Origin of the sequence: Streptomyces sp. NBC_00250 (genome assembly GCF_036192275.1) — a bacterium.
Lineage (GTDB): Bacteria > Actinomycetota > Actinomycetes > Streptomycetales > Streptomycetaceae > Streptomyces.
Genome location: NZ_CP108088.1, coordinates 1313265 through 1337629, shown reverse-complemented (window position 1 = coordinate 1337629; position 24365 = coordinate 1313265). Strand labels below are relative to the sequence as shown.

18 protein-coding genes are annotated in these 24365 nt (G+C 69.5%); 9 read left to right on the top strand and 9 right to left on the bottom strand.

Translation table 11 applies throughout. The annotated features are described in order from the left end of the window. Nucleotides 1-88 precede the first annotated feature (88 nt). Nucleotides 89-1324, top strand: a complete 1236-nt coding sequence (locus tag OG259_RS05880; RefSeq protein ID WP_328941221.1) for a cytochrome P450 — start codon at nucleotides 89-91, stop codon at nucleotides 1322-1324. A gap of 90 nt (nucleotides 1325-1414) precedes the next feature. Here OG259_RS05880 and OG259_RS05875 read toward each other — a convergent pair whose 3' ends face one another. Beyond that, nucleotides 1415-1846 (bottom strand): helix-turn-helix domain-containing protein, encoded by a 432-nt coding sequence (locus tag OG259_RS05875; protein WP_328941220.1) that lies wholly within the window; start codon nucleotides 1844-1846, stop codon nucleotides 1415-1417. A 99-nt stretch (nucleotides 1847-1945) separates the two neighbouring features. Here OG259_RS05875 and OG259_RS05870 point away from each other — a divergent pair, with 99 nt between their 5' ends. From OG259_RS05870 to OG259_RS05845, 6 genes are all read left to right on the top strand, one after another. Further along, complete coding sequence (locus OG259_RS05870; RefSeq protein ID WP_328941219.1) at nucleotides 1946-2890, top strand: NAD(P)/FAD-dependent oxidoreductase; 945 nt, start codon at nucleotides 1946-1948, stop codon at nucleotides 2888-2890. 6 nt (nucleotides 2891-2896) lie between these two features. Further along, nucleotides 2897-4408: an MDR family MFS transporter gene (locus OG259_RS05865; RefSeq protein ID WP_328941218.1), complete on the top strand. Its 1512-nt coding sequence runs from the start codon at nucleotides 2897-2899 to the stop codon at nucleotides 4406-4408. A gap of 74 nt (nucleotides 4409-4482) precedes the next feature. Then, nucleotides 4483-5175, top strand: a complete 693-nt coding sequence (locus OG259_RS05860) for a class I SAM-dependent methyltransferase (protein WP_266899438.1) — start codon at nucleotides 4483-4485, stop codon at nucleotides 5173-5175. Nucleotides 5176-5248: 73 nt separating this feature from the next. Beyond that, a complete protein-coding gene (locus tag OG259_RS05855) occupies nucleotides 5249-6043 on the top strand; it encodes a class I SAM-dependent DNA methyltransferase (protein WP_266899439.1) in 795 nt (264 codons plus the stop codon). After that, the gene (locus tag OG259_RS05850; RefSeq protein ID WP_328941217.1) at nucleotides 6040-7533 is read left to right on the top strand and encodes a flavin-containing monooxygenase; all 1494 of its coding nucleotides are present in this window, start codon (nucleotides 6040-6042) and stop codon (nucleotides 7531-7533) included. The genes OG259_RS05855 and OG259_RS05850 overlap by 4 nt, the downstream gene beginning before the upstream one ends. Nucleotides 7534-7687: 154 nt before the next feature. After that, on the top strand, nucleotides 7688-9055 hold the full coding sequence (locus tag OG259_RS05845; protein ID WP_328941216.1) for an aspartate aminotransferase family protein: 1368 nt from the start codon (nucleotides 7688-7690) through the stop codon (nucleotides 9053-9055). Nucleotides 9056-9141: 86 nt separating this feature from the next. Here the strand turns inward: OG259_RS05845 and OG259_RS05840 are convergent, their stop codons facing one another. From OG259_RS05840 to OG259_RS05830, 3 genes are read right to left on the bottom strand one after another with little or no spacing between them, the layout of a single operon-like run. Next, nucleotides 9142-10023, bottom strand: a complete 882-nt coding sequence (locus tag OG259_RS05840; protein ID WP_328941215.1) for a M56 family metallopeptidase — start codon at nucleotides 10021-10023, stop codon at nucleotides 9142-9144. A gap of 54 nt (nucleotides 10024-10077) precedes the next feature. Continuing rightward, on the bottom strand, nucleotides 10078-10476 hold the full coding sequence (locus OG259_RS05835) for a BlaI/MecI/CopY family transcriptional regulator (protein WP_328941214.1): 399 nt from the start codon (nucleotides 10474-10476) through the stop codon (nucleotides 10078-10080). Nucleotides 10477-10495: 19 nt separating this feature from the next. Then, entirely contained in the window at nucleotides 10496-10867 is a 372-nt protein-coding gene (locus OG259_RS05830) for a hypothetical protein (protein ID WP_328941213.1), read from the bottom strand. Nucleotides 10868-11126: 259 nt separating this feature from the next. On the opposite strand from OG259_RS05830, the gene OG259_RS05825 reads away from it, so the two are divergent. After that, complete coding sequence (locus OG259_RS05825) at nucleotides 11127-12437, top strand: hypothetical protein (protein WP_328941212.1); 1311 nt, start codon at nucleotides 11127-11129, stop codon at nucleotides 12435-12437. Between the two features lie 77 nt (nucleotides 12438-12514). Here OG259_RS05825 and OG259_RS05820 read toward each other — a convergent pair whose 3' ends face one another. Next, the gene (locus OG259_RS05820; RefSeq protein ID WP_328947005.1) at nucleotides 12515-17593 is read right to left on the bottom strand and encodes a non-ribosomal peptide synthetase; all 5079 of its coding nucleotides are present in this window, start codon (nucleotides 17591-17593) and stop codon (nucleotides 12515-12517) included. Nucleotides 17594-17604: 11 nt separating this feature from the next. After that, nucleotides 17605-20565, bottom strand: coding sequence for an AMP-binding protein (locus tag OG259_RS05815; RefSeq protein ID WP_328941211.1), 2961 nt, complete (start codon nucleotides 20563-20565; stop codon nucleotides 17605-17607). Between the two features lie 250 nt (nucleotides 20566-20815). Here OG259_RS05815 and OG259_RS05810 point away from each other — a divergent pair, with 250 nt between their 5' ends. Continuing rightward, the gene (locus OG259_RS05810) at nucleotides 20816-21685 is read left to right on the top strand and encodes a hypothetical protein (protein ID WP_328941210.1); all 870 of its coding nucleotides are present in this window, start codon (nucleotides 20816-20818) and stop codon (nucleotides 21683-21685) included. Between the two features lie 103 nt (nucleotides 21686-21788). Here OG259_RS05810 and OG259_RS05805 read toward each other — a convergent pair whose 3' ends face one another. From OG259_RS05805 to OG259_RS05795, 3 genes are read right to left on the bottom strand one after another with little or no spacing between them, the layout of a single operon-like run. Then, nucleotides 21789-22478: a thioesterase II family protein gene (locus OG259_RS05805; protein WP_328941209.1), complete on the bottom strand. Its 690-nt coding sequence runs from the start codon at nucleotides 22476-22478 to the stop codon at nucleotides 21789-21791. 56 nt (nucleotides 22479-22534) lie between these two features. Then, nucleotides 22535-23314, bottom strand: coding sequence for an ABC transporter permease (locus OG259_RS05800; RefSeq protein ID WP_266899449.1), 780 nt, complete (start codon nucleotides 23312-23314; stop codon nucleotides 22535-22537). After that, on the bottom strand, nucleotides 23314-24315 hold the full coding sequence (locus OG259_RS05795; RefSeq protein WP_328941208.1) for an ABC transporter ATP-binding protein: 1002 nt from the start codon (nucleotides 24313-24315) through the stop codon (nucleotides 23314-23316). The genes OG259_RS05800 and OG259_RS05795 overlap by 1 nt, the downstream gene beginning before the upstream one ends. Nucleotides 24316-24365: the final 50 nt, after the last annotated feature.

The window sequence follows — 24365 nt, the reverse complement described above, 5'->3', positions numbered from 1 at the left end:
CCCCTTTGGGGGGTGCACGCGAGGTGCCCGAACGACCACGGCGTCGGTGGGTGTCTCCCGGGGCGCCCCGGGAGACACCCTCGGGCTCATGACGCAGACGACCCCGGCCCAGACACCGGAAGACCACCTGGCAGCCTTCTTCGATCCGGCCAACCGCGCCGACCCGTACGCCCACCTGCATCAGCTGCGCGAGGCGTCGCCGTTCCTGGCCATGGACGGGGCGCTGATGGTGCTGGGGCGGCACAAGGACGTGGACGCCATGCTGCGGCATCCGGCGGCCAGCGCCGACCGCAGCAAGTCCAAGATCCTCAGCACGGACGCCGTGGAGTCCCGCAAGGAGGTCATGACCTTCCTCGACCCGCCGGACCACACCCGGCTGCGCGGGCTGGTGACCCAGGCGTTCACCCCCCGCATGGTGCAGAGCCTGGAGACCCACATCCGCGGCATCGCCGACGACCTCGTCACGCAGGTCGCGCGGTCCGGATCGCCGGTCGACATCCCCAGCGTCTTCTCGTACCCCGTGCCCGTACGGGTCATCTGCGAGATGCTCGGCGTCCCCTCGGAGGACCACAAGGTCTTCGGCACCTGGTCGACGGTCCTCGGGCGGGCACTCGACCCGCTGATGGCCGCCAACCGCTCGCCGGAGATCGACAAGGAGGACACCGAGACCAGGGCCGCCTTCTACCAGTACTTCCGCGACCTCATCGCCGACGGCGGAGCCGACGACGACGGCCTCCTCGCCCGGCTGGTGCGCGCCGAGGCCGAGGGCGACCGGCTCACCGAGACCGAGCTGCTCGCGACGCTGGCGCTGCTGGTGATGGCCGGCCACGAGACCACCGCCAACCTGATCACGCACGGCATCCTGCTGCTGCTGCGCCACCCGGAGCAGCTGGCCATGCTGCGGGAGGACCCCTCGCTGGCGTTCGCCGCGGTCGAGGAGATCCTGCGCTTCGAGCCGTCCGTGCAGATGCTGCACCGGATGGCGAAGGAACGCATCGTGCTGGACGACTTCGAGATCCCGGAGGGCATGGACGTCCTGCTCCTCGCGGCGGCCGCGAACCGGGACCCGGAGGTGTTCCCGGACCCCGACCGGTTCGACATCACCAGGGCCACCGGGCAGCGTCTGGACCACCTGTCGTTCTCCAGCGGTCCGCACCGCTGCCTGGGCGCCAACCTGGGCAAGCTGGAGGCCGTCATCGCCCTCCAGGCGTTCGTGACCCGGGTCGTCGACCCCAAGCTGGTCGAGGAGTCGCTCGAATACCGGCCGCACGTCATCCTGCGCGGCCCCGAGAAGATGTCGGTCTCCTTCTCCGGCATCCGCTGACCCGTCCCACCCCGGCCCGGCAGCCCGCGGGGCCTGTCCGACGACTCCCGTCGGATCAGGCCGGCGGCTGCCGGGCGCCGGTGTCCGCGCTCACCCGGGGAGATGCCCGCGCAGCTCCCCGGTCTCCACCGGGGCCACCGCCGGGCCGTTGGCCAGCTGCTCGACCAGCTTGCGGAAGCCGGGGCACTCGGTGAAGTCCTTCGCCTTGCATTCGAGGGCGTGCTCGATCAGCGTCTTCGACGCCGCGATCTCCTCCATGCGCCGCTCCAGCTCGGCGCGCTGCTCAAGCAGCAGCACCCGCCGCTCCGCCGCGTCGGACGCGTCCAGCACGGCGCGCAGCTGCTCCAGGCTGAAGCCGGCGGCCTTGCCCCGGACGATCATCGCCACCCGGGCGATGTGGCGCGTGCTGTAACGACGGCGCCCGTTCACCCGCTCCGCGGGGGACAGCAGCCCCGTCGCCTCCCAGTGCCGCAGCACATGGGTGCGCAGGGCGAACCGGTCGGCCAGCTCGCCGATGGTCATGGATGTCTCGTCGGCACTTGACTTCATGTTGACATTAACTTGCAGAGTTGGGTCCAGGTCAAGGGGACGCATCACGTCTCCGCTGAGACAGGAGGAATCATGCTTGACGTGATCATCGTCGGCGGGGGACCCGCCGGAATGTCCGCAGCGCTGACCTTGGGGCGGGCCCACCGCACGGTGCTGCTCCTGGACAGCGGACAGGGCCGCAACGCGCCGGCCGACGCCGTGCACAACTTCCTCACGCACGACGGCACGCCCCCGCAGGTCCTGCGCGACCTGGGCCACGAGAACCTGCGGCAGTATCCGACGGTCCGGTCCGTCGCCACGGCCGCGACCTCGGTGCGCCGCCTCGGCGACGACCACTTCGAGGTCCGGCTCGAAGACGGCGCACTGCACGAATCGCGCCGGCTCCTCCTGGCCACCGGACTGCGCGACGAACTCCCCGACGTCCAGGGCGTGGACGTGCTGTGGGGCAAGAGCGCCTTCCACTGCCCGTACTGCCACGGCTTCGAGGCGAGCGGCAGCCGCATCGCCGTACTCGGCGCGGCACCGGAGCGGGTCAGGCTCGCGCTCCACCTGAGCCGCTTCACCGACGACATCGCCCTGTGCACCGGCGGGGCCTCCCTGGAACCGGTCATGCAGAGCGTCCTGGAGGCCAACGGCGTCGCCGTGCGGTGCGCCCCGGTCGCCCGGCTGGAGCACGAGGACACCCGGCTCCGCCGCATCGTGTTCGACGACGGCACCTCGCTCGACCGGGACGCGGTGTTCATCAAGACCACGCTCCACCAGCGGTCCGACTTCGCCGAGCGACTCGGCTGCGCCGACTTCCCCGACGGCTGCGTCGAGGTGAACGAGTTCGCCCAGACCAGCGTCCCCGGCGTCTACGCCGCGGGGGACATGGCCCGACGCGCCACCGTGCCCATACCGCTCGCCGCCGTCGTCGCGGCCGCGGCCAGCGGCACCGTCGCCGGCAGCGTCATCGACCAGGACCTGGTCAGTGCCGACTTCAAACTTCCCAACCCGTTTGCGTCCGGGAGGGCGTGACCCACGATGTCAGAACGCACCACCGCCGAACCCTCCGCCGACCGGCCCGGGGACACCGGCTCCGGGGAACCGGCCCACCGCAGCATCGTGCCGCTCGCCTCCGCGGGCCTCGTACTCGGCATGCTGCTCTCCGTACTCGACCAGACGGTCGTAGCCATCGCCCTGCCCGACATCGCCGCCGACATCGGCGGCGCCGACTCCTTCAGCTGGGTCGTCACCGCCTACGTCCTCGCGTCCACCGCGACCGGCACCCTGTACGGGCGGCTGAGCGACCGATACGGGCGGCGACCCCTCTTCGTCATCGCCGTCCTCCTCTTCGTCGTCGCCTCCCTGCTGTGCGGCATGGCCCAGACCATGCCCCAGCTGATCGCGGCCCGGGTGCTCCAGGGCATCGGCGCCGGCGCCCTCTTCGTCATCCCGACCGTCACCCTCTCCGAGCTGTACCCGAAGCACCTGCGCGGCAAGGTCCAGGGCCTCACCGGAGCCGTCTTCGCCATCGCGAGCGTCGGCGGCCCCCTGGTCGGCGGAGCCATCACGGACTCCGCCGGATGGCGCTGGATCTTCTACATCAACGTGCCCCTGGGCATCATCTCGGTGCTCCTGTGCGCCTTCGCGCTCCGGCTGCCGCGCGCCGCCGCGGGCGAGAAGGTCGACCTGGGCGGCTCCGCGCTGCTCATCGGCGGCGTGGTGAGCCTGCTCCTCATCACCGAGTGGGGAGGACGGGACCACGACTGGACCTCCGGGCTCATCCTCGGCCTGATCGCCGGCTGCCTCGCCCTCTTCGCCCTGTTCGTGTGGTGGGAGGGCAGGGCCGAGAACCCCCTGCTGCCCATGCGGCTGTTCACCAACCCCTCACTGCGGCTGGTACTGCCCGCCACGGCCATCCTCGGCATGCTCCTGTACGGCTCCGTCGTCTACATGCCGACCTTCCTGCAGACCGCGTACGACATGAGCGCCACCGAAGCCGGCCTCGCGCTCAACCCGTACTTCATCCCGTTCCTCGTGGTCTCCGCCGTCGCGGGCGGCAAAGCCGGCGCCAGCGGACGCTTCAAGCCCTATCTCCTCACCGGGGCCGGGGTGCTGGCCGTCGCCTTCCTGGTGCTCGGCATGCTCGACCTCGACAGTCCGTACCTCGTGGTCGCGGGCGCCATGGCGATCCTCGGCGTCGGGTTCGGCCTCCTCATGCAGAACCTCGTGGTGGTCTCCCAGAACGCCGCCGCGCCGCCCGACCTCGCCGCCACCACCGCCGCCAACCTCTCCATCCGGGGACTCGGCATGGCGATCGGCGTCGCCCTCTTCGGCAGCCTGCTCAGCCGCGAGATCGGTGACGGCCCGGTGACCCCGGAGTCCACCGCGGCCGCCATCCCGGAGGTCTTCGTCTGGGGCGTGCCCCTGGCCCTGCTGCTCACCCTCCTCATCGGTCTGCTGCCCCGGACCGGCACCGCCCAGCAGGGCACCGACCAGGACTCCGACGACCGGAACCCGGCCGGCAGCACGCCCGAACCCGGCACCGCCTGACCACCAGGCAAACGGCGGACGAGAAGCCGTGCGGGCTTCTCGTCCGCCGCCCCTCCACACCGAAGGCCAACCAGATGCGTTCCCTCTTCCACGCCGCCCACCGGGGGCTCCATCGCCTCGCCGCCCGGGGCCACGACCACAGTCGCCACGAGGCCGAGCCCGGAGGCATGGGCATCAGCGGCGAGGCGTACGACCGCCTCTCCGGGCGGCTGCTCAGCGGCCTGTACCGGCGAGCCGCCGACGACGTCTGCCGCGCCCCGAAGGACGCCCTGGTGGTCGACATCGGCACCGGACCCGGCAGGCTCCTCCTCGACATCGCCCGCAGGCGCCCCGACCTGCGCCCGCACGGGGTGGACGTCGCGCCGTCCATGACCGAGCGGGCCCGCCACAACGCCCGGGCGCACGGCTACGGAGACCGCATCACCGTCCACACCGCCTCGGCCGACGCCCTCCCGCTCGCCGACGCCAGCGCCGACGTCGTCGTCTCCACGCTGAGCATGCACCACTGGGCCGACGTGCCCCGGGCCGTCACCGAGATGGCGCGGGTCCTGCGCCCGGGAGGGCGGCTCGTCATCTACGACTTCCGCGCCACCTCGGACGCACCGCTCCACCGGACCGTCGCCGAGCGCCCCGAGTTCACCGGCAGCACCGTCGAGCGCACCCTCGTCACCGCTGCCCCCTGGATCCCCTTCCCGCTGTTCGCCCGGATGACGGTCGAACGCGCCGCGGCCCCCGCGAACCCGCCCCACGCCACGGCCGGGAACTGACCGGTCGGCCACCCCCGAAGGCCGGGCCTTTCGTGCCTGGCACCCCATCCACCCACGGAGGTTGACTCCCCGCATGGCCACTCAGGAGAACTACGGACCGACCAGCTACGGCGACGAGCTCGCCGACATCTACGACAACTGGATCGTCCGCCTCCAGGACGACACCGAGGACACCGTCCGGGTCCTCGGCGAACTGGCGGACAGCGCGGCCCGCGCCTCGGGCGCGAAGCGGATCCTGGAACTGGGCGTCGGCACCGGCCGGGTGGCCCTCCCGCTCAGCGAGCGGGGTCTGGAGATCACCGGCATCGACGCCTCGCCCGACATGCTCGACCGGCTCCGGGAGAAGCCCGGCAGCCACCGGGTCACCCTCGTCCAGGGCGACTTCGCCGACCACACCGCCGAAGGACCCTTCGCCCTCGTCTACATCGTCTTCAACACGCTCTACAGCCTCTCCTCCCAGGAGGAGCAGCTCAACTGCCTCTCCAACGCGGCCCGACTCCTCCCCGACGAGGGCCTCTTCGTCGTTCAGGGCTTCGTGCCGGACACCGCGCGCTTCGAGATGGCCCGCCAGAGCCAACAGCTCATGGAGGTGGCCAGGTCCGAGGAGAGCAGCCTCAACCTCGGCGTGGCCCGCCACGACCCGGTGACCCAGCGGATGTGGCCCCACTACAGCCTCCGCGACTCCGCCAACTCCCGTGACCACATCGTCCAGTTCCGCTACGTGTGGCCCAGCGAGCTGGACCTCATGGCCCGGCTGGCCGGCCTCACCCTGGAACAGCGGTACGGAGGGTGGGACCGGTCCCCCTTCACCGGCGAGAGCCAGCAGCACGTCTCCGTCTACCGCAAGACGGGCGCCGCGCGGCCGTGACCGAGGAGCGGAGGCGCCACACACAGGTCGCCGTCATCGGCGCCGGGATAGCCGGGCTCGGCGCCGCGATCCAGCTCAAGCGGCGCGGCCTCGACTCCTTCACGGTCTACGAGAAGGGCGAAGACCTGGGGGGCACCTGGCGCGACAACACCTATCCCGGCGCCGGCTGCGACATCCCGTCCCATCTCTACTCGTACTCCTTCGCCCCCTACCGGGACAGCGCCGTCCGCTACCCGCGGCAACGCGAGATCCTCGCCTATCTGCACCGCTGTGCCGCGGACAGCGGACTCGCCCCGCACCTGCGGTTCGGCACCGAGATCACCGAGCTGCGGTACGAAGACGAGACCGGGCGCTGGCGGCTGCGCACGACGGGCGGGGAGGAGTACACGGCCGACGTGGTCGTGACGGCCGTGGGGCAGCTGTCCCTCCCGAAGTACCCGGCGCTCGAAGGGGTGGACGAATTCGCCGGCAACGCCTTCCACACCGCCCGCTGGGACCACGGCCACGACCTCGCCGGCCGTGACGTGGCCGTCATCGGCACCGGATCGAGCGCCGCCCAGGTCATACCCGAAATAGCCCCACTGGTAAGGAAGTTGTACGTGTACCAGCGCTCGGCGAACTGGGTGCTGCCCAAGCCCGGCGAGCGCTTCCACCCCCTGATGGCCGCGCTGCTGCGCCGGGTGCCCGGCGCCCACCGCGCGTACCGCTCACTGCTCTTCCGGCGCTCCGAGGCCGTCCTGCTGCCCGCCCTGCGACGCAGCAGGATCTCCGGCCTGTTGCGCATGATGGCCGGACGGCATCTGAAGTCCCAGGTGACCGACCCGGAGCTGCGCGCCAAGCTCACCCCGGACTCCGCCATCGGATGCAAACGGATCGTGCTCGCGGCCGACTACTACCCCGCGCTCGCCCGCGACAACGTGGAAGTCGTCACCGACCCCATCGAGCGGGTCACCGAGAAGGGCATCCAGACCCGGGACGGGACCCACCGCGAAAGCGACACCATCGTCTACGCCACCGGGTTCCGCACCACGGAGTTCCTGGCCCCCCTGAAGGTCACCGGCAGGGACGGCCAGGACCTCCACGAGACCTGGAGCGACGGCGCACGGGCCCATCTCGGCATCCACGTGCCCGGATTCCCGAACCTGTTCCTCATGTACGGCCCCAACACCAACCTCGGGCACAACTCCGTGACCCTGACCCTGGAAGCACAGGCCGGGTACATCGCCCAGTGCGTGGAGCTGATCGCGGAGCGAGAGGAACGCTCCGTGCTCGACGTCGGCCAGGAGACCCTCGACGCCTGGCAGCGCCAGGTCGACGAGGGCTCCCGGCGCACGGTCTGGACCGACAGCTGCACCAACTGGTTCAAGACCGACGACGGACTGCTCACCAACAACTGGCCCCACCCCACCACGCTCTACCAGCGCCTCACCGCACGTCCCGATCCCACCGCCGTCCGGCTCCTCCCGGCCGGCCGACCACTCCACCCCTGACCGTCGCGCACCCACGGACCGCACCCCGACACACCGCCGGGGCGCGGTCCGTCCGCGGTTGCGGCCAGGACGCGGACCGCCCTGCCCGACCTACCCGATCAGGTCGCCCGAACGGATCTGGGGGCCCCCGATGACCCGCCCTAACGTGCTCTGCATGACAACTGAGCAGGCCACCAACGGCCTTGAGGCCGCACAAGCCGTCCTCGCGGACGAACAGGCCCACCTCTTCCGGGGCTGGGTGCAGCAGGGCGCCTACCGCGGAATGCCCGTACAGGGGGCGCAGGGCTCCTGGTTCTGGGACTACGCGGGCAACCGGTTCCTCGACTTCTCCTCCCAGCTCGTCTACGCCAACCTCGGCCACCAGCACCCCCGTCTGGTGGCCGCCGTCAAGGAACAGGCCGACCGGCTCTGCGTCATCGCCCCCCACTTCGCGGAGGCCAGCCGCTCCACCGCCGCCCGGAAGATCGCCGAGGTCGCCCCCGAGGGCCTCGACCGCGTCCTGTTCACCAACAGCGGCTCCGAGGCCATCGAGAACGCCGTACGCCTCGCCCGGCTGCACACCGGCCGGCACAAGCTGCTGTCCGCCTACCACTCCTTCCACGGAGCCACCTCGACGGCGATCCACCTCACCGGGGACCCGCGCCGCTGGCGCAACGACACCGGAGCGGCGGGCGTCAGCCGCTTCTTCGCCCCGTACCTCTACCGCTCCGCCTTCTACTCCGAGACCGAGGAGCAGGAGTGCGCACGCGCCCTGGACCACCTGGAGCAGGTGATCGTCCTGGAGGGCGCGCAGACCATCGCGGCCATCGTCTTCGAGCCCATCGGCGGCACCAGCAGCGGCGTCCTCATCCCCCCGGACGGCTATCTGGCAGGTGTCCGCGAACTCTGCGACCGGTACGGCATCATGCTCGTCCTCGACGAGGTCATGGTCGGCTTCGGTCGCACCGGCACCTGGTTCGCGGCCGATCACTGGGGCGTCCGCCCCGACCTCATCACCTTCGCCAAGGGCGTCAACTCCGGCTACCTGCCGCTGTCGGGCGTCATCATCTCCGACGAGATCGTGGAGACCTTCTCCAAGACCCCCTACCCGGGCGGCACCACCTACTCAGGACAGCCGATGGCCTGCGCCGTCGCGGTCGCCGCCATCGACACGATGCGCGACGAGGGCGTCCTGGAGCACGCGGCCAGGCTCGGCCGGGACGTCTTCGGCCCCGAACTCGCCAAGATCGCCGAGCGGCACCCCTGCGTCGGCGAGGTGCGGGGTATCGGCGCCATGTGGGCGATCGAGCTGGTGAAGAACAAGGAAACCCGCGAGATGTACATCGGCTACGACGCGCCCGACCGGTTCAGCCCCCAAGGAGCCGAACTGATGGGCGCGTTCATGTCCCGCGGCCTCAACCTCATGGTCTACCTCAACCGCGTCAACATCACCCCGCCGTGCAACATCAGCGAGGCGGACGCCCGCGACGGCCTCGCCCGCATCGACGACGCGCTCAGCGTCGCCGACCAGCACTGCACCTGATCCCGACTCCCGCCATCCCCGCGTCCCGGCGGCCACGCGGCCGCCGGGACCGTCGGGCCGTCGGGACCGCAGGACCTCGGCGATCGCTAGAACAGCGGAGTGAACAGGCCGCGGCCGGCCGCGGCCACCGTTCCGTAGACCAGCAGACCGCCGACCGTGCAGAGCAGCAGCACCGCCCGCCGCAGCGAATGGCAGCGCAACGCCCTGGACAACGGCTTCGGCCCGTGCTCCAGCTGATGCACACGCGCCTCAAGCGTCGTCGTATCACCCATCAGCGTTCCCGCGGGAGCCACTTCGGGCTCCGCCAGGGCCTTCACCAGAGCACCCGCCAGCGTCGAGGGCGCGGCGTGGGACAGCGCCGCCCGGTCGGCCGACAGCTCCTGCCGTACCGCCGCGTGCCGGCCGACGGTGCGCAGCGCGGGCAGGAACCACAGCGCCGACGAAGCGAGTTCGGCGGCGAGACGGCCCAGCGGATGCCGACGACGGGCATGGTGCACCTCATGGCGGAGCACCGCCGCCAGCTCCGCGTCGGAGGTCCGTGCCACCAGCATCGAACTGATCGCGATCCGCGGACGCCACGCGCGATGCGTCACGGCGACGGCGTGCGCCACGTCGATCTGCGCCACCTGGATGTCACCGGCGACCGACCGGGCGATCCGCGAAAGCCGCTCACAGGGCGGCACCGAGTTCTCGCTCACCCACCGGGAAAGCGCCGCCGAGTCGAGCAGGCACCGCAGCATCGTCCGGGATCCGGCCAGCACGCTCACCAGTGCGACGGCGAGCCCGCCGGCGATGGCCAGCGTGTCCACCATCCCGATGAAGCCCGACTCCCCGCCGGCTCGCGCATGCCGTGGAAGCTCCGCACCGATGTGCCAGGCCTCCAGACCGCAGGCGATCGTGACGCCGAGGCAAAGGACGAGCCCTACCAGACAGGTAGGGCTCCGTCGTATCTCGCCGAGGTGTTTCACCGATGAGTCCCCCTGAGAACACGCTGAGTTGGCGGAGCAAGAGACGATGATGCGTCAGCCGGGTTCGACACCTTCCGAATCCGGCTGCATGAGGTTGAGCAGTCGGGACCGCAGCTGCGGTTCCGTCCGGCACTGGTCGACGAAATGCGCGACCGCGGCGACCCCGTGATCCCTGATCACGTCCCGCACGGCCACTTCGGCGGCGTCGGCGACGAGGGGCTCGTACAGGAATCCGCGGCCGGCCGGCGTCCGCCGCAGCACGTTCCTCGCCGCGAGCCGGCTCAGCACGGTCATCACCGTGGTGTAGGCGAGCGGCTCGGGGCGGTGCCGGTTGAGCTCCTCCTGAACCTGCCGGACGCTGAGCGGCCGGCCGTTGCGCCACAGGGCCGTGAGGGCCTCGGCCCCCAGCGGCCCCAAGAGCTTGCTCAGCGTTCCGGCTGTCTTCTCGGTCATGAGAACCACGGTCCTCGGGTCAGTCCGAACGATGGGCGTCACTCACGTGGATGCGACGCATCGCTTCCATACGCACCGTACCGACAACGACGAGGCCAAATCCATACCAGACGAGATCGTGGTAGAAGTCGACCGACGTGCCCTGCGAGTGCTTCCACATGTCGAGGAAGAATCCCGCCAGTTCCACCCCGCCACCCGCCGCGAGCAGCACCCCGGCCACCCGGAACCCCGCGCGGAACGCCAGCGCCCCGCCGGTCGCCAGCACGATCGCCGCGCCCAGGTAGATGCCGAGATGGATCGACCACAACGCGCCGGGAGGCTCAGGGACGAAGGAGACGTTCTTGGCGTGCCAGTACGTGTCGAAGGCCTGGCCGAAAAGATAGATCGCCACGGCCGCGAAGGCGACCGTACGGAGTCGGCCGGTCGGATCGGCAGGAGGTGCGGAGTTCCCCGTGTCGTGTTCCAAGGCCGACCGCGTCTCTGTGGAGTCCATGCCCCTTACGGTGCAACACGCGCGTCCACGGTGAGACCCGACTCCGGACGAGGAGAACGACCGCCTGATCGGCCACCCCGTTCAGGCCCCCCGCGTTCGTCGAAGGTACGGCCGACGGAGTCTCGCCCCGCACCCCGCCGGGCCCGATCGTGACGGGATGTCCTACGACGTCTATCTTGCCCATGTCGTCGGTCACCGCGACGGCCCCATCCCTCTTTCCTACGCCCTCGTGGCCGGAACGACCGCCCTCTACGCCTCGTTCGACGCCCTGCGGCTGCGCTGGCACGAGCGCCGCTTCGACGCCCGGCGGGTCTGGCGCGCCCTGCCCCGGTTCACCCAGCGACTCTGCGACCACCCCCTGCTCCGGCGCACGCTGCGGCTGTTCGGTCTCGCCCTGACCGTGCTCACCCTCACCGTGCTCACCACGGGATACGGAGGCAAGGAGCTGGGACCGGGCATGGTGTTCGTCCTGTTCTGGGTCGGACTCGTCCCGGCCTCGCTGCTGTTCGGACCGGTCTGGAGGCTGCTCAACCCCCTGCGCACCCTCCACGAGCTGCTCGCCCTGCTGATGCGCACCGACCCCGACAAGGGCATCCGGCCCCTGCCCGACCGACTCGGCCACTGGCCGGCCGCGGTCGGGCTCCTCGGCTTCGCCTGGCTCGAACTGGCCGCGCCGGCCCGTGGCTCCGCCTCGACGGTCCTGCTGGGGCTCTGGCTGTACGCCGCCGTCCAGCTCACGGCGGCCGCCGTGTTCGGCTCACGCTGGTTCGAGCGCGGGGACGCCTTCGAGGCGTACTCCTCCCTGATCGCCTCCCTCTCGCCGCTGGGCAGGTCGCCAGCCGACCGCCGACTGGTGCTGCGCAACCCCTTCAACGGGCTGAGCGCGGTGCACGCCCGGCCGGGCCTGACGGCGACGGTCGCCGTGATGCTGGCGGCCACCGGCTTCGACAGCCTGGCCAACCTCGGCTGGTGGAAACGGCTCACGGAAGACGTCCCCGAGCCGCTCGCCCGCTCGGCGGGGCTGCTGGCCACGGTGCTCTTCGTGCTGGGACTGCTGTGGGCCTCGGGCCGGGCGTCCGGACGGCTCTCCCGCGACGGCTCGTGGACGTCCGCGTTGATGGCCCCCTCACTGATCCCGATCGCCATCGGCTACGTCATCGCCCACTACTCCTCCGTCCTGGTCCTGGAGGTCCAGCGCTTCTTCGACGTCTTCTTCGTCACCGGGGAGCACGGTTCCACCCACGACGGCGGCATGGCAGCCGCGTCCTACGCGGTCCCCGGCGCCACCCTGATGTCCCTCGTCCAGGTCACCGCCGTGGTCACCGGCCATGTCCTCGGGGTCATCAGCGCCCATGACTCGGCGGTGGGGGTACTGCCCCGCGACCGCAAGGTACTCCCGCAGGTTCCGCTCTTCGCCGGCATGATCGGCCTGACACTGGGCGGTCTCGCGCTCCTCTACAGCAGCTGAGAGCAGACGGCACGGCACGAGAGGTGGGGGCCGCTCCGGGAGCGGCCCCCACCTCTGTCATACCGGCGCCGTGCCGGCTACTTCCCGGTCTCCGGTGCCTCCCGTGCCCAGCGGGCCAGCTCCGTCAGTTCCGCGACGAGTCCGTCGACGATCCGGCGCGTGGTCTCCGGCCGATGGCGGTTGCCGCTGAACCCGACGGTGAGGTTGAGCCGCCCCGCGACGACGAAGCCGATCACGTCGACCAGCCGGAACCGGGTGCCCACATCGCTGCGCTGACGGCCGTACGCCATCCGGGGAACGCTCAGCAGATCGCTGCGCATGAACACCTCGTCGACCTGCCCCAGATAGTTGACGCCGATCTCCGCCTGGGGCAGGGAGCGCAGCACGGCGGCCTCCGGATCACCGGACACGTACCGCAGCAGCCCGTGTCCGGCACCGCGGCCCGGCTGCGACCGGGCCTGGTCCACGGTCCGGTGCAGCGCGTCCACCGCCGACTCCGACGGATCGAACTCGAACAGCACGGGGACGAGCGTCGAGAACCGCCCCACGGTGCGGCTCACGTCCGCGCCCGCCACCGGCAGGTCGCGTCCGTGCCGCTCCAGATCCAGCAGGACCCGCCGCGCGTCCTCCCCGCGGCCCTCGTCCTCGAAGGGCAGGGACCGCAGGAGCGCGGAGCAGAGGACCTCCGACAGATCGGCCCGCACCCGCCGCGGCAGCAGCCGGACCAGCGCCTCCGTCACCTTCCGGTCGAGCCGCACGGTGTGGTTGTCCAGCGACTCGAGCGAGTTGGCACCCTCGGTGCCGTCCAGCCGGATCACCGACGGCGACCGGCGGTCCTCGCCGGCCCAGTAGTCGAGCTCGGCCCGTACCTCCGGCCCCTCCGCGTACGCGCGCAGCCCTTCGGTCCAGGACCGGAAGGACGAGGACTTCGGCGGCAGTCCGCCCTCCTCGCCGGCGGCCAGGTCCGCGTAGCAGCCCAGCAGGTCCTCGAGGACTATCCGCCCCGAGTAGTGGTCGACCGCCAGCCAGTGGGCGAGGAAGAGGATGCAGTGGGGACGGTCGCCCATGTCGAAGTAGGCCATGCGCAGCAGCGGCCCCTCGGCGAGGTCGAGGCTCGACTGGAGCGAGTCGCTGATCTCGGTGCTGCGCAGCTTCTGGGCGCGGCTGTCGAGCCCGGACAGGTCGTACGTGGTGAACGGCAGCGCGTCCGACTCCTCGTACGGAGCGACCTCGGCCTCCCAGCCGGCCCCCGGGGCGGACTCGCGGAAGCGCAGCCGCAGGGCGTCGTGGTGTTCGAGGACGCGACGCAGCGCGTGCGCCAGCCTGGCGGGCTCCAGCGGACGTTGCAGCGACAGCAGGAACGAGGCGTCGTTCCAGTGGTGGCGCTGCGGCAGGTCCTGCGAGAGGAACCAGTGCTGCGAGGGCGTCATCCCGGTCGGCCCCACGGGGACGTCTTCGGCCGTGCGGACCACGGCGGAGCCGACGACCAGTGCTTGTTGGGTGATGGTGGGGTTTTGGAATATGTCGGGGAGTTGGAGGTGGAGTCCTTGGCGGTCGGCTGCGGCGGTGGCGCGGAGGGCGAGGAGGGAGTCGGCGCCGAGTTCGAAGAGGTTGTCGGTGGTGGAGAGGGGTTGGGTGGGGTTGAGGAGTTCGGTCCAGATGGTGGTGAGGGTGTGTTCGGTGGGGGTGTTGGGGGGTGTGTGGGTGCGGTTGGTGGGGTTGGTTGTGGGGTCTGGGAGTGCTTTGTGGTTGATTTTTCCGTTGGGTGTGAGGGGGATTTCGTTGAGGGTGATGATGGTGTTGGGGATCATGTAGTGGGGGAGTTTTTCGCGGAGCCAGTTCTGTATGTCTTGGGTGGTGGGTGGGTTTTCGGGGTGGGTGGGGACGATGTAGGTGATGAGTCGTTTGTTTTCGCGGTTGGTTGTGTGGTGGGTGGTGGTGAGGGTGGTGTGGATGTGGGGGTGGGTGGTGAGGGTGGTGTCGATTTCTCCGAGTTCTATGCGGTAGCCGTTGATTTTGACTTGGTGGTCTTCGCGGCCGAGGAATTCGATGGTTCCGTCGGGCCAGTAGCGTCCGAGGTCGCCTGTTTTGTAGAGGCGTTGTTTGGTGTGGGGGTGGGTGGTGAAGGCGTTGCCGGTTTTTTGGGGGTCTTTCCAGTAGCCGAGTGCGACGCCGGTGCCGCCGATGTGGATGTGTCCGGTGGTGTAGGGGGGTCGGGGGTTTTGGTGGTGGTCGAGGATGTGCATGGTTTGGTTGGTGAGGGGTTTTCCGTAGGGGATGCTGGTCCATTCTTCTGGGGTGGTGGTGATGGGGTGGTGGATGGACCAGATGGAGGCTTCGGTGGCGCCGCCGAGGCTGTGGAGTTGGAGGTGGGGGAAGGTGTTTTTGGCGCGTTGGGGGAGGGTGAGGGGGATCCAGTCTCCGGAGAGGAGGGCTGTTTTGAGGGTGGTGTTGGTGGGGGTGTTGTTTTGGTTTCGGTGTTCGGTGAGGAGTTCGAAGAGGGCGGGGACGGAGTTCCAGGTGGTGATGTGGTGGTGGGTGATGAGGTGGTTCCAGTGGTGGGGGTCGCGTTGGGTTCCGGGGTTGGGCAGGACGAGGGTGGCGCCGGCGGTGAGGGTGCCGAAGATGTCCCAGACGGAGAGGTCGAAGGAGAGGCTGGAGATTCCGAGGATGGTGTCGTGGGGGGTGAGTTGGGTGCGGTTGTTGATGTCGTGGATGGTGTTGAGGGCGCCGCGGTGGTCGATCATGACGCCTTTGGGCTGGCCGGTTGAGCCGGAGGTGAAGATGACGTAGGCGAGGTCGTTGGGGGTGCGTGTGGGGGTGTGGGGTGTGGGGGTGTGGTACCAGGGGGCGTTGTCGTGGACGGTGAGGGGGGTGATGGTGGTGGGCCAGTCGATGCTGGTGGTGGTGTCGGGTTGGGTGAGGACGGTGCGGGTGTCGGTGTGGGTGAGGAGGTAGGTGATGCGTTCGTGGGGGAGTTCGGGGTCGATGGGGAGGTAGACGGCGTCGGCGTGGAGGATGCCGAGGACGGCTGCGATCTGTTCCCATCCCTTGTGCATGCTGATGGCGACGAGTTCGCCGGGTCGGACGCCGTGGGCGCGTAGTCCTTGGGCGATGTGGAGTGCGTGGTCGGTGAGTTCGGCGTAGGTCAGGGTGCGGGTGGGTGTGATGACGGCGGTGGCGTGGGGAGTCCGGGCGGCCTGGGCGAACACCGGCTCGTGCAACAGACCCTCGGGAAGGGACGCGACCGTGTCGTTCACCCGGGAGACGACCTCCAGGTGCGAGGCCGGCGCACGGACCGGAGCGGGCTGTGCCCAGGCCTCCGAAGCGTCGACCAGCGTTTCCAGGAACGATGTGTAGGCCGAGAACGCGTCGTCGAGCACGCCGGCCGGGAACAGTCCCTCCACCGCGTCCCAGGTGAGCAGGAGTTCACCTGCGATCTCCACCACCTGGTGGTCGAGATGGACCTGTGGCGTCTGCGAGATTCCGTCCAGCAGCCGGCCCAGTCCGGGCAGCGTGCCGTCGGAATCGCCCGGCATGTCATGGCCGAGGACGCTGGTGAAGACGACGGGCATCGCGGCCCGCGCGGGCCCGTGCTCCCGGGCCAGTTCACGGATCAGACGCACCCCGCCGAACGCACGGTGCTCCAGATCCCGCATCAGCCGGCTCTGCAGGGCGCGCGCACGGTACTCGAACCCCTGGTCCGTGTCCCGGTGATCGGACTCCAGGAGGACGAGGTTGGTGAAGTCGCCGATGAGGTGCTCGGCGTCGGGGTGCAGGGGGAGGCGGTCGCCGATGGTGACGTTGAGGGTGAAGTGGGGTTCCTTCGCCCAGGTGGCGAGGGTCTCGGCATAGGCGGCACACAGCAGGGTCGACGGGGTGAGTCCGCGTTGGTGTGCCTGGTTCTTCAGGCGGGCCCACTGGTCGGCGGGCAGGGTGTGGGTGCGGCGGGTGAAGCGGGTCGGGGTGCCCGGGGGGATCGGGAGCGTGGGCAGTTCGGGTGCCGGCGGGAGGGTGTGGAGGCGTTCGGTCCAGTAGTTGCGGGCGGTGGTGTTCTCCAGGCCGGTGGTGGCGGTGCAGTAGTCCCGGAAGGACAGTCCGATCGGGGGGAGGACCGTGTCGGGGTCGGCGTAGAGGGCTGCCCATTCGGTGAGCAGGATGCGGACCGACGCGGCGTCGGCGATGAGCATGTCCAGGCTGAGGTGGAGACGGGTGGTGCCGCCGGGCAGGCGCTGTGCGCGCAGTTCGAACAGCGGCCACTGGTCGGCCGGCCGTACCTCGTGGGACAGGGTGTCCCGTACGGCGGTGATCTCGGCCTCGGCCTCTTCGTCGCTCAGCTGTGAGAGGTCCTGGTAGGCGATGGACGCCTCGGGGACGGTGTCGAGGATCTGCTGGCGTCCGTCCGGGCGGACGATCGCGCGCAGCATGTCGTGACGTGCGACCAGCCGGCGCAGGACGGTGTTCCCGCGCTCGGGCTCGAAGTCCTCCGATTCCAGCTCCAGATAGAGATGTGTCGACACATCACCGAGCTCGAACAGACCCGAGCGGCCCAGCCAGTACGCGTGCTGCACGTCCGTCAGCCCGAACGGCTCGTGCAACCCACCGGGATCGGGCACGAGGACGACCGCGGCCGCCGAGGATCCCGCTGCCTGAATCACCAGTGCTTGTTGGGTGATGGTGGGGTTTTGGAATATGTCGGGGAGTTGGAGGTGGAGTCCTTGGCGGTCGGCTGCGGCGGTGGCGCGGAGGGCGAGGAGGGAGTCGGCGCCGAGTTCGAAGAGGTTGTCGGTGGTGGAGAGGGGTTGGGTGGGGTTGAGGAGTTCGGTCCAGATGGTGGTGAGGGTGTGTTCGGTGGGGGTGTTGGGGGGTGTGTGGGTGCGGTTGGTGGGGTTGGTTGTGGGGTCTGGGAGTGCTTTGTGGTTGATTTTTCCGTTGGGTGTGAGGGGGATTTCGTTGAGGGTGATGATGGTGTTGGGGATCATGTAGTGGGGGAGTTTTTCGCGGAGCCAGTTCTGTATGTCTTGGGTGGTGGGTGGGTTTTCGGGGTGGGTGGGGACGATGTAGGTGATGAGTCGTTTGTTTTCGCGGTTGGTTGTGTGGTGGGTGGTGGTGAGGGTGGTGTGGATGTGGGGGTGGGTGGTGAGGGTGGTGTCGATTTCTCCGAGTTCTATGCGGTAGCCGTTGATTTTGACTTGGTGGTCTTCGCGGCCGAGGAATTCGATGGTTCCGTCGGGCCAGTAGCGTCCGAGGTCGCCTGTTTTGTAGAGGCGTTGTTTGGTGTGGGGGTGGGTGGTGAAGGCGTTGCCGGTTTTTGGGGGTCTTTCCAGTAGCCGAGTGCGACGCCGGTGCCGCCGATGTGGATGTGTCCGGTGGTGTAGGGGGGTCGGGGGTTTTGGTGGTGGTCGAGGATGTGCATGGTTTGGTTGGTGAGGGGTTTTCCGTAGGGGATGCTGGTCCATTCTTCTGGGGTGGTGGTGATGGGGTGGTGGATGGACCAGATGGAGGCTTCGGTGGCGCCGCCGAGGCTGTGGAGTTGGAGGTGGGGGAAGGTGTTTTTGGCGCGTTGGGGGAGGGTGAGGGGGATCCAGTCTCCGGAGAGGAGGGCTGTTTTGAGGGTGGTGTTGGTGGGGGTGTTGTTTTGGTTTCGGTGTTCGGTGAGGAGTTCGAAGAGGGCGGGGACGGAGTTCCAGGTGGTGATGTGGTGGTGGGTGATGAGGTGGTTCCAGTGGTGGGGGTCGCGTTGGGTTCCGGGGTTGGGCAGGACGAGGGTGGCGCCGGCGGTGAGGGTGCCGAAGATGTCCCAGACGGAGAGGTCGAAGGAGAGGCTGGAGATTCCGAGGATGGTGTCGTGGGGGGTGAGTTGGGTGCGGTTGTTGATGTCGTGGATGGTGTTGAGGGCGCCGCGGTGGTCGATCATGACGCCTTTGGGCTGGCCGGTTGAGCCGGAGGTGAAGATGACGTAGGCGAGGTCGTTGGGGGTGCGTGTGGGGGTGTGGGGTGTGGGGGTGTGGTACCAGGGGGCGTTGTCGTGGACGGTGAGGGGGGTGATGGTGGTGGGCCAGTCGATGCTGGTGGTGGTGTCGGGTTGGGTGAGGACGGTGCGGGTGTCGGTGTGGGTGAGGAGGTAGGTGATGCGTTCGTGGGGGAGTTCGGGGTCGATGGGGAGGTAGACGGCGTCGGCGTGGAGGATGCCGAGGACGGCTGCGATCTGTTCCCATCCCTTGTGCATGCTGATGGCGACGAGTTCGCCGGGTCGGACGCCGTGGGCGCGTAGTCCTTGGGCGATGTGGAGTGCGTGGTCGGTGAGTTCGGCGTAGGTCAGGGTGCGGGTGGGTGTGATGACGGCGGTGGCGTGGGGAGTCCGGGCGGCCTGGGCGAACACCGGCTCATGCAACAGACCCTCGGGCACAGGAGCCACGACGCTGTTCACCGCCTCGACGACCCGCAGATGAGCCGCGGGTGCGGAGACCGGATGCGTCAGATCCCAGGTGTCCGGCGTTTCGGCGAGAGCACCGAGCAAGGCCGTGTACGCCGAGAACGCGTCGTCGAGCACACCTGCCGGGAACAGCTTCTCGACCGCGTCCCAACTCACGACCAGGGCCTCGTCCTGCTCCACCACCTGGCAGTCGAGATGGACCTGCGGCGTCTGCGACAGCGCGCCGACCGCATGGCCGAGACCCCGAACCGGCCGGCCCGGCGACCCCGGCATCTCGTATCCGAGGACGCTGGTGAAGACGACGGGCATCGCGGCCCGCGCGGGCCCGTGCTCCCGGGCCAGTTCACGGATGAGACGCACCCCGCCGAACGCACGGTGCTCCAGATCCCGCCAGAGCTGACGCTGCAACATCCCCGCCCGCTCGGTGTACGAGCCCTCCGTCCGGTGGTCGGTCTCCAGGAGGATGAGGTTGGTGAAGTCGCCGATGAGGTGTTCGGTGTCGGGGTGCAGGGGGAGGCGGTCGCCGATGGTGACGTTGAGGGTGAAGTGGGGTTCCTTCGCCCAGGTGGCGAGGGTTTCGGCGTAGGCGGCGCAGAGGAGTGCGGAGGGTGTGAGTCCGCGTTGGTGTGCCTGGTTCTTCAGGCGGGCCCACTGGTCGGCGGGCAGGGTGTGGGTGCGGCGGGTGAAGCGGGTCGGGGTGCCCGGGGGGATCGGGAGCGTGGGCAGTTCGGGTGCCGGCGGGAGGGTGTGGAGGCGTTGGGTCCAGTAGTTGCGGGCGGTGGTGTTCTCCAGGCCGGTGGTGGCGGTGCAGTAGTCCCGGAAGGACAGTCCGATCGGGGGGAGGACCGTGTCGGGGTCGGCGTAGAGGGCTGCCCATTCGGTGAGCAGGATGCGGACCGACGCGGCGTCGGCGATGAGCATGTCCAGGCTGAGGTGGAGGCGGGTGGTGCCGCCGGGCAGGCGCTGTGCGCGCAGTTCGAACAGCGGCCACTGGTCGGCCGGCCGTACCTCGTGGGACAGGGTGTCCCGTACGGCGGTGATCTCGGCCTCGGCCTCTTCGTCGCTCAGCTGTGAGAGGTCCTGGTAGGCGATGGACGCCTCGGGGACGGTGTCGAGGATCTGCTGGCGTCCGTCCGGGCGGACGATCGCGCGCAGCATGTCGTGACGTGCGACCAGCCGGCGCAGGACGGTGTTCCCGCGCTCGGGCTCGAAGTCCTCCGATTCCAGCTCCAGATAGAGATGTGTCGACACATCACCGAGCTCGAACAGACCCGAGCGGCCCAGCCAGTACGCGTGCTGCACGTCCGTCAGCCCGAACGGCTCGTGCAACCCACCGGGGTCCGGAACCAGCGCCGGACCGTCAGCCCCCTCCACGAGGGCCTCGTCGGGGGAGGTCAGCCTCAGATCGATCGCCTCCGCGAGCGCACGCGGGCTCGGTGCCTCGACGAGGTCGGCGAGCGAGACCGACACGCCCAGCTCGGACTCGACGGTGAGCTGGAACTCGGTCGCGTGGAGCGACTCCAGGAAGAGCTGCTCGTCCGGATCCGACGGCCGCTCCCTGTCGGTGATCGCCGCATAGCGATCGCAGAGGTAGTCGCTGATCGTGCCGAGCCGTTGTGCGGGTTCAAGGGAGAGCAGGACCTCACGGTCCACCACGCCGATGCCGACGTGTCCGCTGCTGGTCGGATTCACTGGATCCCCTTCGGAGTGCCATTCGGCGAAGCGTCCCTGCACGTGCCTGTCGCGGGCCACCCTCCCTGTCCGGGAGGCAGGCCCACGAGACCCGAAGGACACCCGGGTCGGCCGGGCAGCTGGTGACGTGGAGCAGTGTCCGTTCGAGGGGGACGTGAGGTGGGGCCCTTCGGCTGCGCCCTGCTGGGCTGTGCGGCACCGGGAACGCCCGCGAGTGTGCAGGGGAATACCGTCTGCCAAAGGAGCGACTGTGACAGGGCCCTCACCGAAGCGGAGTTTCGGCCGGACATTGCTTCGGATCATTCCCATCCTGGCCGTTCTCATCGCGGCCGGTGCCTTCATCATCGCGAACCGCACGGAGGCCATCAGCCCGGAAGGGACACCGGTGTCGCTGAGCAAGGCGCTGAGCATCTACCGGGAGCATCCGAAGGCGTTCCGCGACGAACTCGGCCAGATCAAGGCCCCGGTGTCCCCGAACAAGGCGATCAAGGGGTTCACGGTGCCGGCCGCCGGTGTCTACACGTACAAGACGGACGGCAAGGACTCCATCATCTACGCGGGGGACAGCTATGAACGCCCCTTCCCCAAGGAGAGCTACGCGCGGGTGCACCATGGCGGCGGCTGCGTATGGGAGTTGTACTTCGCCCCGATCGAGGAACACGTCGACGCGCACCGCCAGTGCAGTGGGAAGAACGAGTACCTGTGTCTCGCGCACATGCAGAAGGTGAGCTTCGCCGGCATCGAGGGCGACGAGGCCCACAAGTGCAATCCCGCGATGGTCCAGGTCGGCGGTGCCGCGGTGAAGCCCGGCGGGAAGGAGGAGACGATCTGCGTCGCTCACGGCAACCGCGCGCGGATCGTGATCAAATACGTCGGCGACGAGACGGTGGACGTCGGCGGCGAGAAGCGCGGTGCCCATCACGTCCGTATCGACAGCTACGTCAAGGGCGACGGTCTCGACGGTGACGCCGTAGCCGACGTGTGGTTCGACAAGGAGGACGGCCTCTACCTGAAGGTCGTCCGGTCCGCCGACGTCAACGTCGACCGAGGCGGCGGCAACAAGGGCACGTACCGCGTGGAGGCCTCCTACGTCCTGACCTCGCGCACCCCGCAGATCTGAGTCCCTGTCACCGGGAGCGCACCAGCCGGAGCACCGGAAGAGGCCCTGTCTCCTCGGAGGAGACAGGGCCTCTTCGTGCGTCGGACACGCCGGTTGCGCCGGATCAGCGCACGGCGGCCGTCAGCCGGGAGCGGACGGAATCCAGGACGCACGCGGTGTTCTCGGCGATGAAGAAGTGCCCGCCCGGGACCAGTTGGAGCTCGAAGTCGCCCGTCGTGTGCATCCGCCAGGGGGCCATCAGCTCTGCGGGCGCCCGGTCGTCCTCGGTGCCGGCCAGGGCCAGGACCGGGCAGTCCAGCGGCAACCCGGGGGAGTATCGGTAGCCCTCCGCCGCCCGGAACTCGGCCCGGAGACCGGGCTCGGCCACCTCGCGCAGGGCCTCGCTCTCCATCAGCTCCGGCGGGGTTCCGCCCAGGAGGCGCACCTCCTCCCAGAACTTCACGGTCGGCAGGTCGGCCAACTCCGGCCCCGGGGAGGGGAGATGGGGTGCCACGTGACCGGAGGCGATGAGAGTGTGCGGTCCCGGCGCGCCCTTCGAGCGCAGTTCCCTGGCCGTCTCGAAGGCGATCAGGGCGCCGAGACTGTGGCCGAGGAACGCGAAGGGGCCGTTCTCCGCCCTCAGCCGGTCGGCGAGGGCGGAGGCGAGCGCGGTCACCGGAGCCGCGGGCGCGACCGTGCTCGGCCGGCTGCCGCGCCCGAGAACCCGGACCTCGGCGTCCGGGGCCAGCTCCTCCGCCCACGCGCGGTACAGCGACTCGGCGCCCCCGGCGTGCGGGAAGCAGTACAAAAGCATGTGCGCACAACTCCTCTCGAATCTCGGTGCGCGGTCCCGGCGCTCAGCACACCGGGTCAGTCCTCCACCAGGCGGGCGAACGCGGGGATGACGAACAGCTGGGTGACGAGCGTCATGCCGATCAGGACCGCGACCGCCTTGAGCAGGGCCTCGGTGACCGTGCCGCTCGTGGGACCGGTCATCAGCGCACGGACGCCCTCGATGACATAGGTGAAGGGGTTCCACCGGGTCAGCGCGGCGAGCCAGTCCTGGAGCAGGAGCGGCGGCGCCGCCGCCGGGCTGGCGAACAACAGGAGGACCGAGAGCGGAGCCATCGCCAGCGGGGCCTGCGGATTGCGGGTGCGCAGGGCGACGATGTAGAAGAAACCGCCGTACGCCACCGACCAGAGCGAGCACAGCAGCAGAAGGCCCAGGACCCCTAGAGCACCCTGCTCGATCCGGGCGCCGAGCAGCACGCTGACGACGAGGACGACGAGGACGGCGGGCACGACGCGGATCGCGTCGAAGAGCAGCCGGGAGAGCAGCAGTGCGGTGGGGCGCACCGGTTGCAGGCGCAGCCGGTCCAGGAAACCGCTCTGGGCGTCGAGCACCAGCGCCGTCGCCGAGTATCCGGAGCCCATCATGCCGGTGAACAGCAGCAGCCCCGGAGCCATGTAGGCGGCGTACGGCGTGACCGGGAAGCCGGGGATGAAGGCCATCCGCTCGTAGCTCGACGCGACCAGCGTGATGAGGAACAGCGGGAAGACCACGGGGAAGACGAACGCGATGACGGGGCTCCGCACCCCTTCGCGCAGATTGCGGACGAGCAGTGTCGTCGTACCGGAGGCAGCGGACATCACATTCCTCCCTGCTGGGTTCCGATGGTCCGGCCGAGTGCCGCCGCCGAGACCGCGCTCTCGTGTGCGACCTTGCTGTCCAGGGACTCACCCGTGAGCCGGACGAAGACGTCCTCGATGGTCGGGTCGGCGACGGTCGTCCCGTCCAGCGCAACCCCGGCGTCGCGCAGCCGGGCCAGAAGTTCGGGCATCAGATCCTCCTTGCCGGACAGGTCGATGCTCAGGACGCCGTCGTCCTCGTGGCAGGCCGCCTCGCCGACCACTCCGGCCGCGGTGCCGCGGGCCTCGGGCGAGGCCGCGGTGAGCTGGAGGACCTTGCCGCCGATGCCCTTCTTGAGCCCTTCCGGAGTGTCGGTGACCGCGACCCTTCCCTTGTCCAGGATCGCGATCCGGTCGCACAGCTCGTCGGCCTCGTCGAGATACTGCGTGGTGAGGAACACCGTGCCGCCGTCCGCGCGGTACTGCCGGACGAAGGCCCACAACGCCCGCCGGCTCTGCGGGTCGAGCCCGGTGGTGGGCTCGTCCAGGAAGAGCAGTTCGGGCCGGTGGACCAGGGCGAGCGTGGCGTCCAGCCGACGCCGCATGCCGACGGTGTACGCGGCGACGAGCCGGTCCGCCACGTCGGTCAGGCCGAAGGAGGCCAGCAGCTCGTCGACGCGTGCCTTGCGTTCCTTGCTGCTCATGCGGCGCAGGGAGGCGATGAGGTTCAGATGCTCGCGCCCGGTCATCAGCGGGTCGAGTGCCGCCTGCTGGAGCGAGAGACCGATCCGGTCGCGCACCTCGGACCGCTGTTTGACGACATCGAGCCCGAGCACGCGGGCCTCGCCGGATGTCGGCCTGATGAGAGTGGCCAGGACTCTGACCGTGGTGGTCTTGCCGGCACCGTTGCGGCCGAGGAAGCCGAACACCTCGCCGGCACTTACCTCGAGATCGACGTGGTCGAGTGCGACCGTGCCGTCGTCGAACGCCTTGTAGAGGCCTTGGACCTCGATGGTGGACATGAAGTCACTCTGGGAGCAGCGGTCCTCCGTGCACAGCGCTGATTCGGAGC

Bases quoted from the DNA above. Each gene is read 5' to 3' on its own strand.
- OG259_RS05880 (WP_328941221.1), top strand. From the start codon at position 89: ATGACGCAGACGACCCCGGCCCAGACACCGGAAGACCACCTGGCAGCC.
- OG259_RS05875 (WP_328941220.1), bottom strand. From the start codon at position 1,846: ATGACCATCGGCGAGCTGGCCGACCGGTTCGCCCTGCGCACCCATGTG.
- OG259_RS05870 (WP_328941219.1), top strand. From the start codon at position 1,946: ATGCTTGACGTGATCATCGTCGGCGGGGGACCCGCCGGAATGTCCGCA.
- OG259_RS05865 (WP_328941218.1), top strand. From the start codon at position 2,897: ATGTCAGAACGCACCACCGCCGAACCCTCCGCCGACCGGCCCGGGGAC.
- OG259_RS05860 (WP_266899438.1), top strand. From the start codon at position 4,483: ATGCGTTCCCTCTTCCACGCCGCCCACCGGGGGCTCCATCGCCTCGCC.
- OG259_RS05855 (WP_266899439.1), top strand. From the start codon at position 5,249: ATGGCCACTCAGGAGAACTACGGACCGACCAGCTACGGCGACGAGCTC.
- OG259_RS05845 (WP_328941216.1), top strand. From the start codon at position 7,688: ATGACAACTGAGCAGGCCACCAACGGCCTTGAGGCCGCACAAGCCGTC.
- OG259_RS05835 (WP_328941214.1), bottom strand. From the start codon at position 10,476: ATGACCGAGAAGACAGCCGGAACGCTGAGCAAGCTCTTGGGGCCGCTG.
- OG259_RS05825 (WP_328941212.1), top strand. From the start codon at position 11,127: ATGTCCTACGACGTCTATCTTGCCCATGTCGTCGGTCACCGCGACGGC.
- OG259_RS05805 (WP_328941209.1), bottom strand. From the start codon at position 22,478: ATGCTTTTGTACTGCTTCCCGCACGCCGGGGGCGCCGAGTCGCTGTAC.
- OG259_RS05800 (WP_266899449.1), bottom strand. From the start codon at position 23,314: ATGTCCGCTGCCTCCGGTACGACGACACTGCTCGTCCGCAATCTGCGC.
- OG259_RS05795 (WP_328941208.1), bottom strand. From the start codon at position 24,315: ATGTCCACCATCGAGGTCCAAGGCCTCTACAAGGCGTTCGACGACGGC.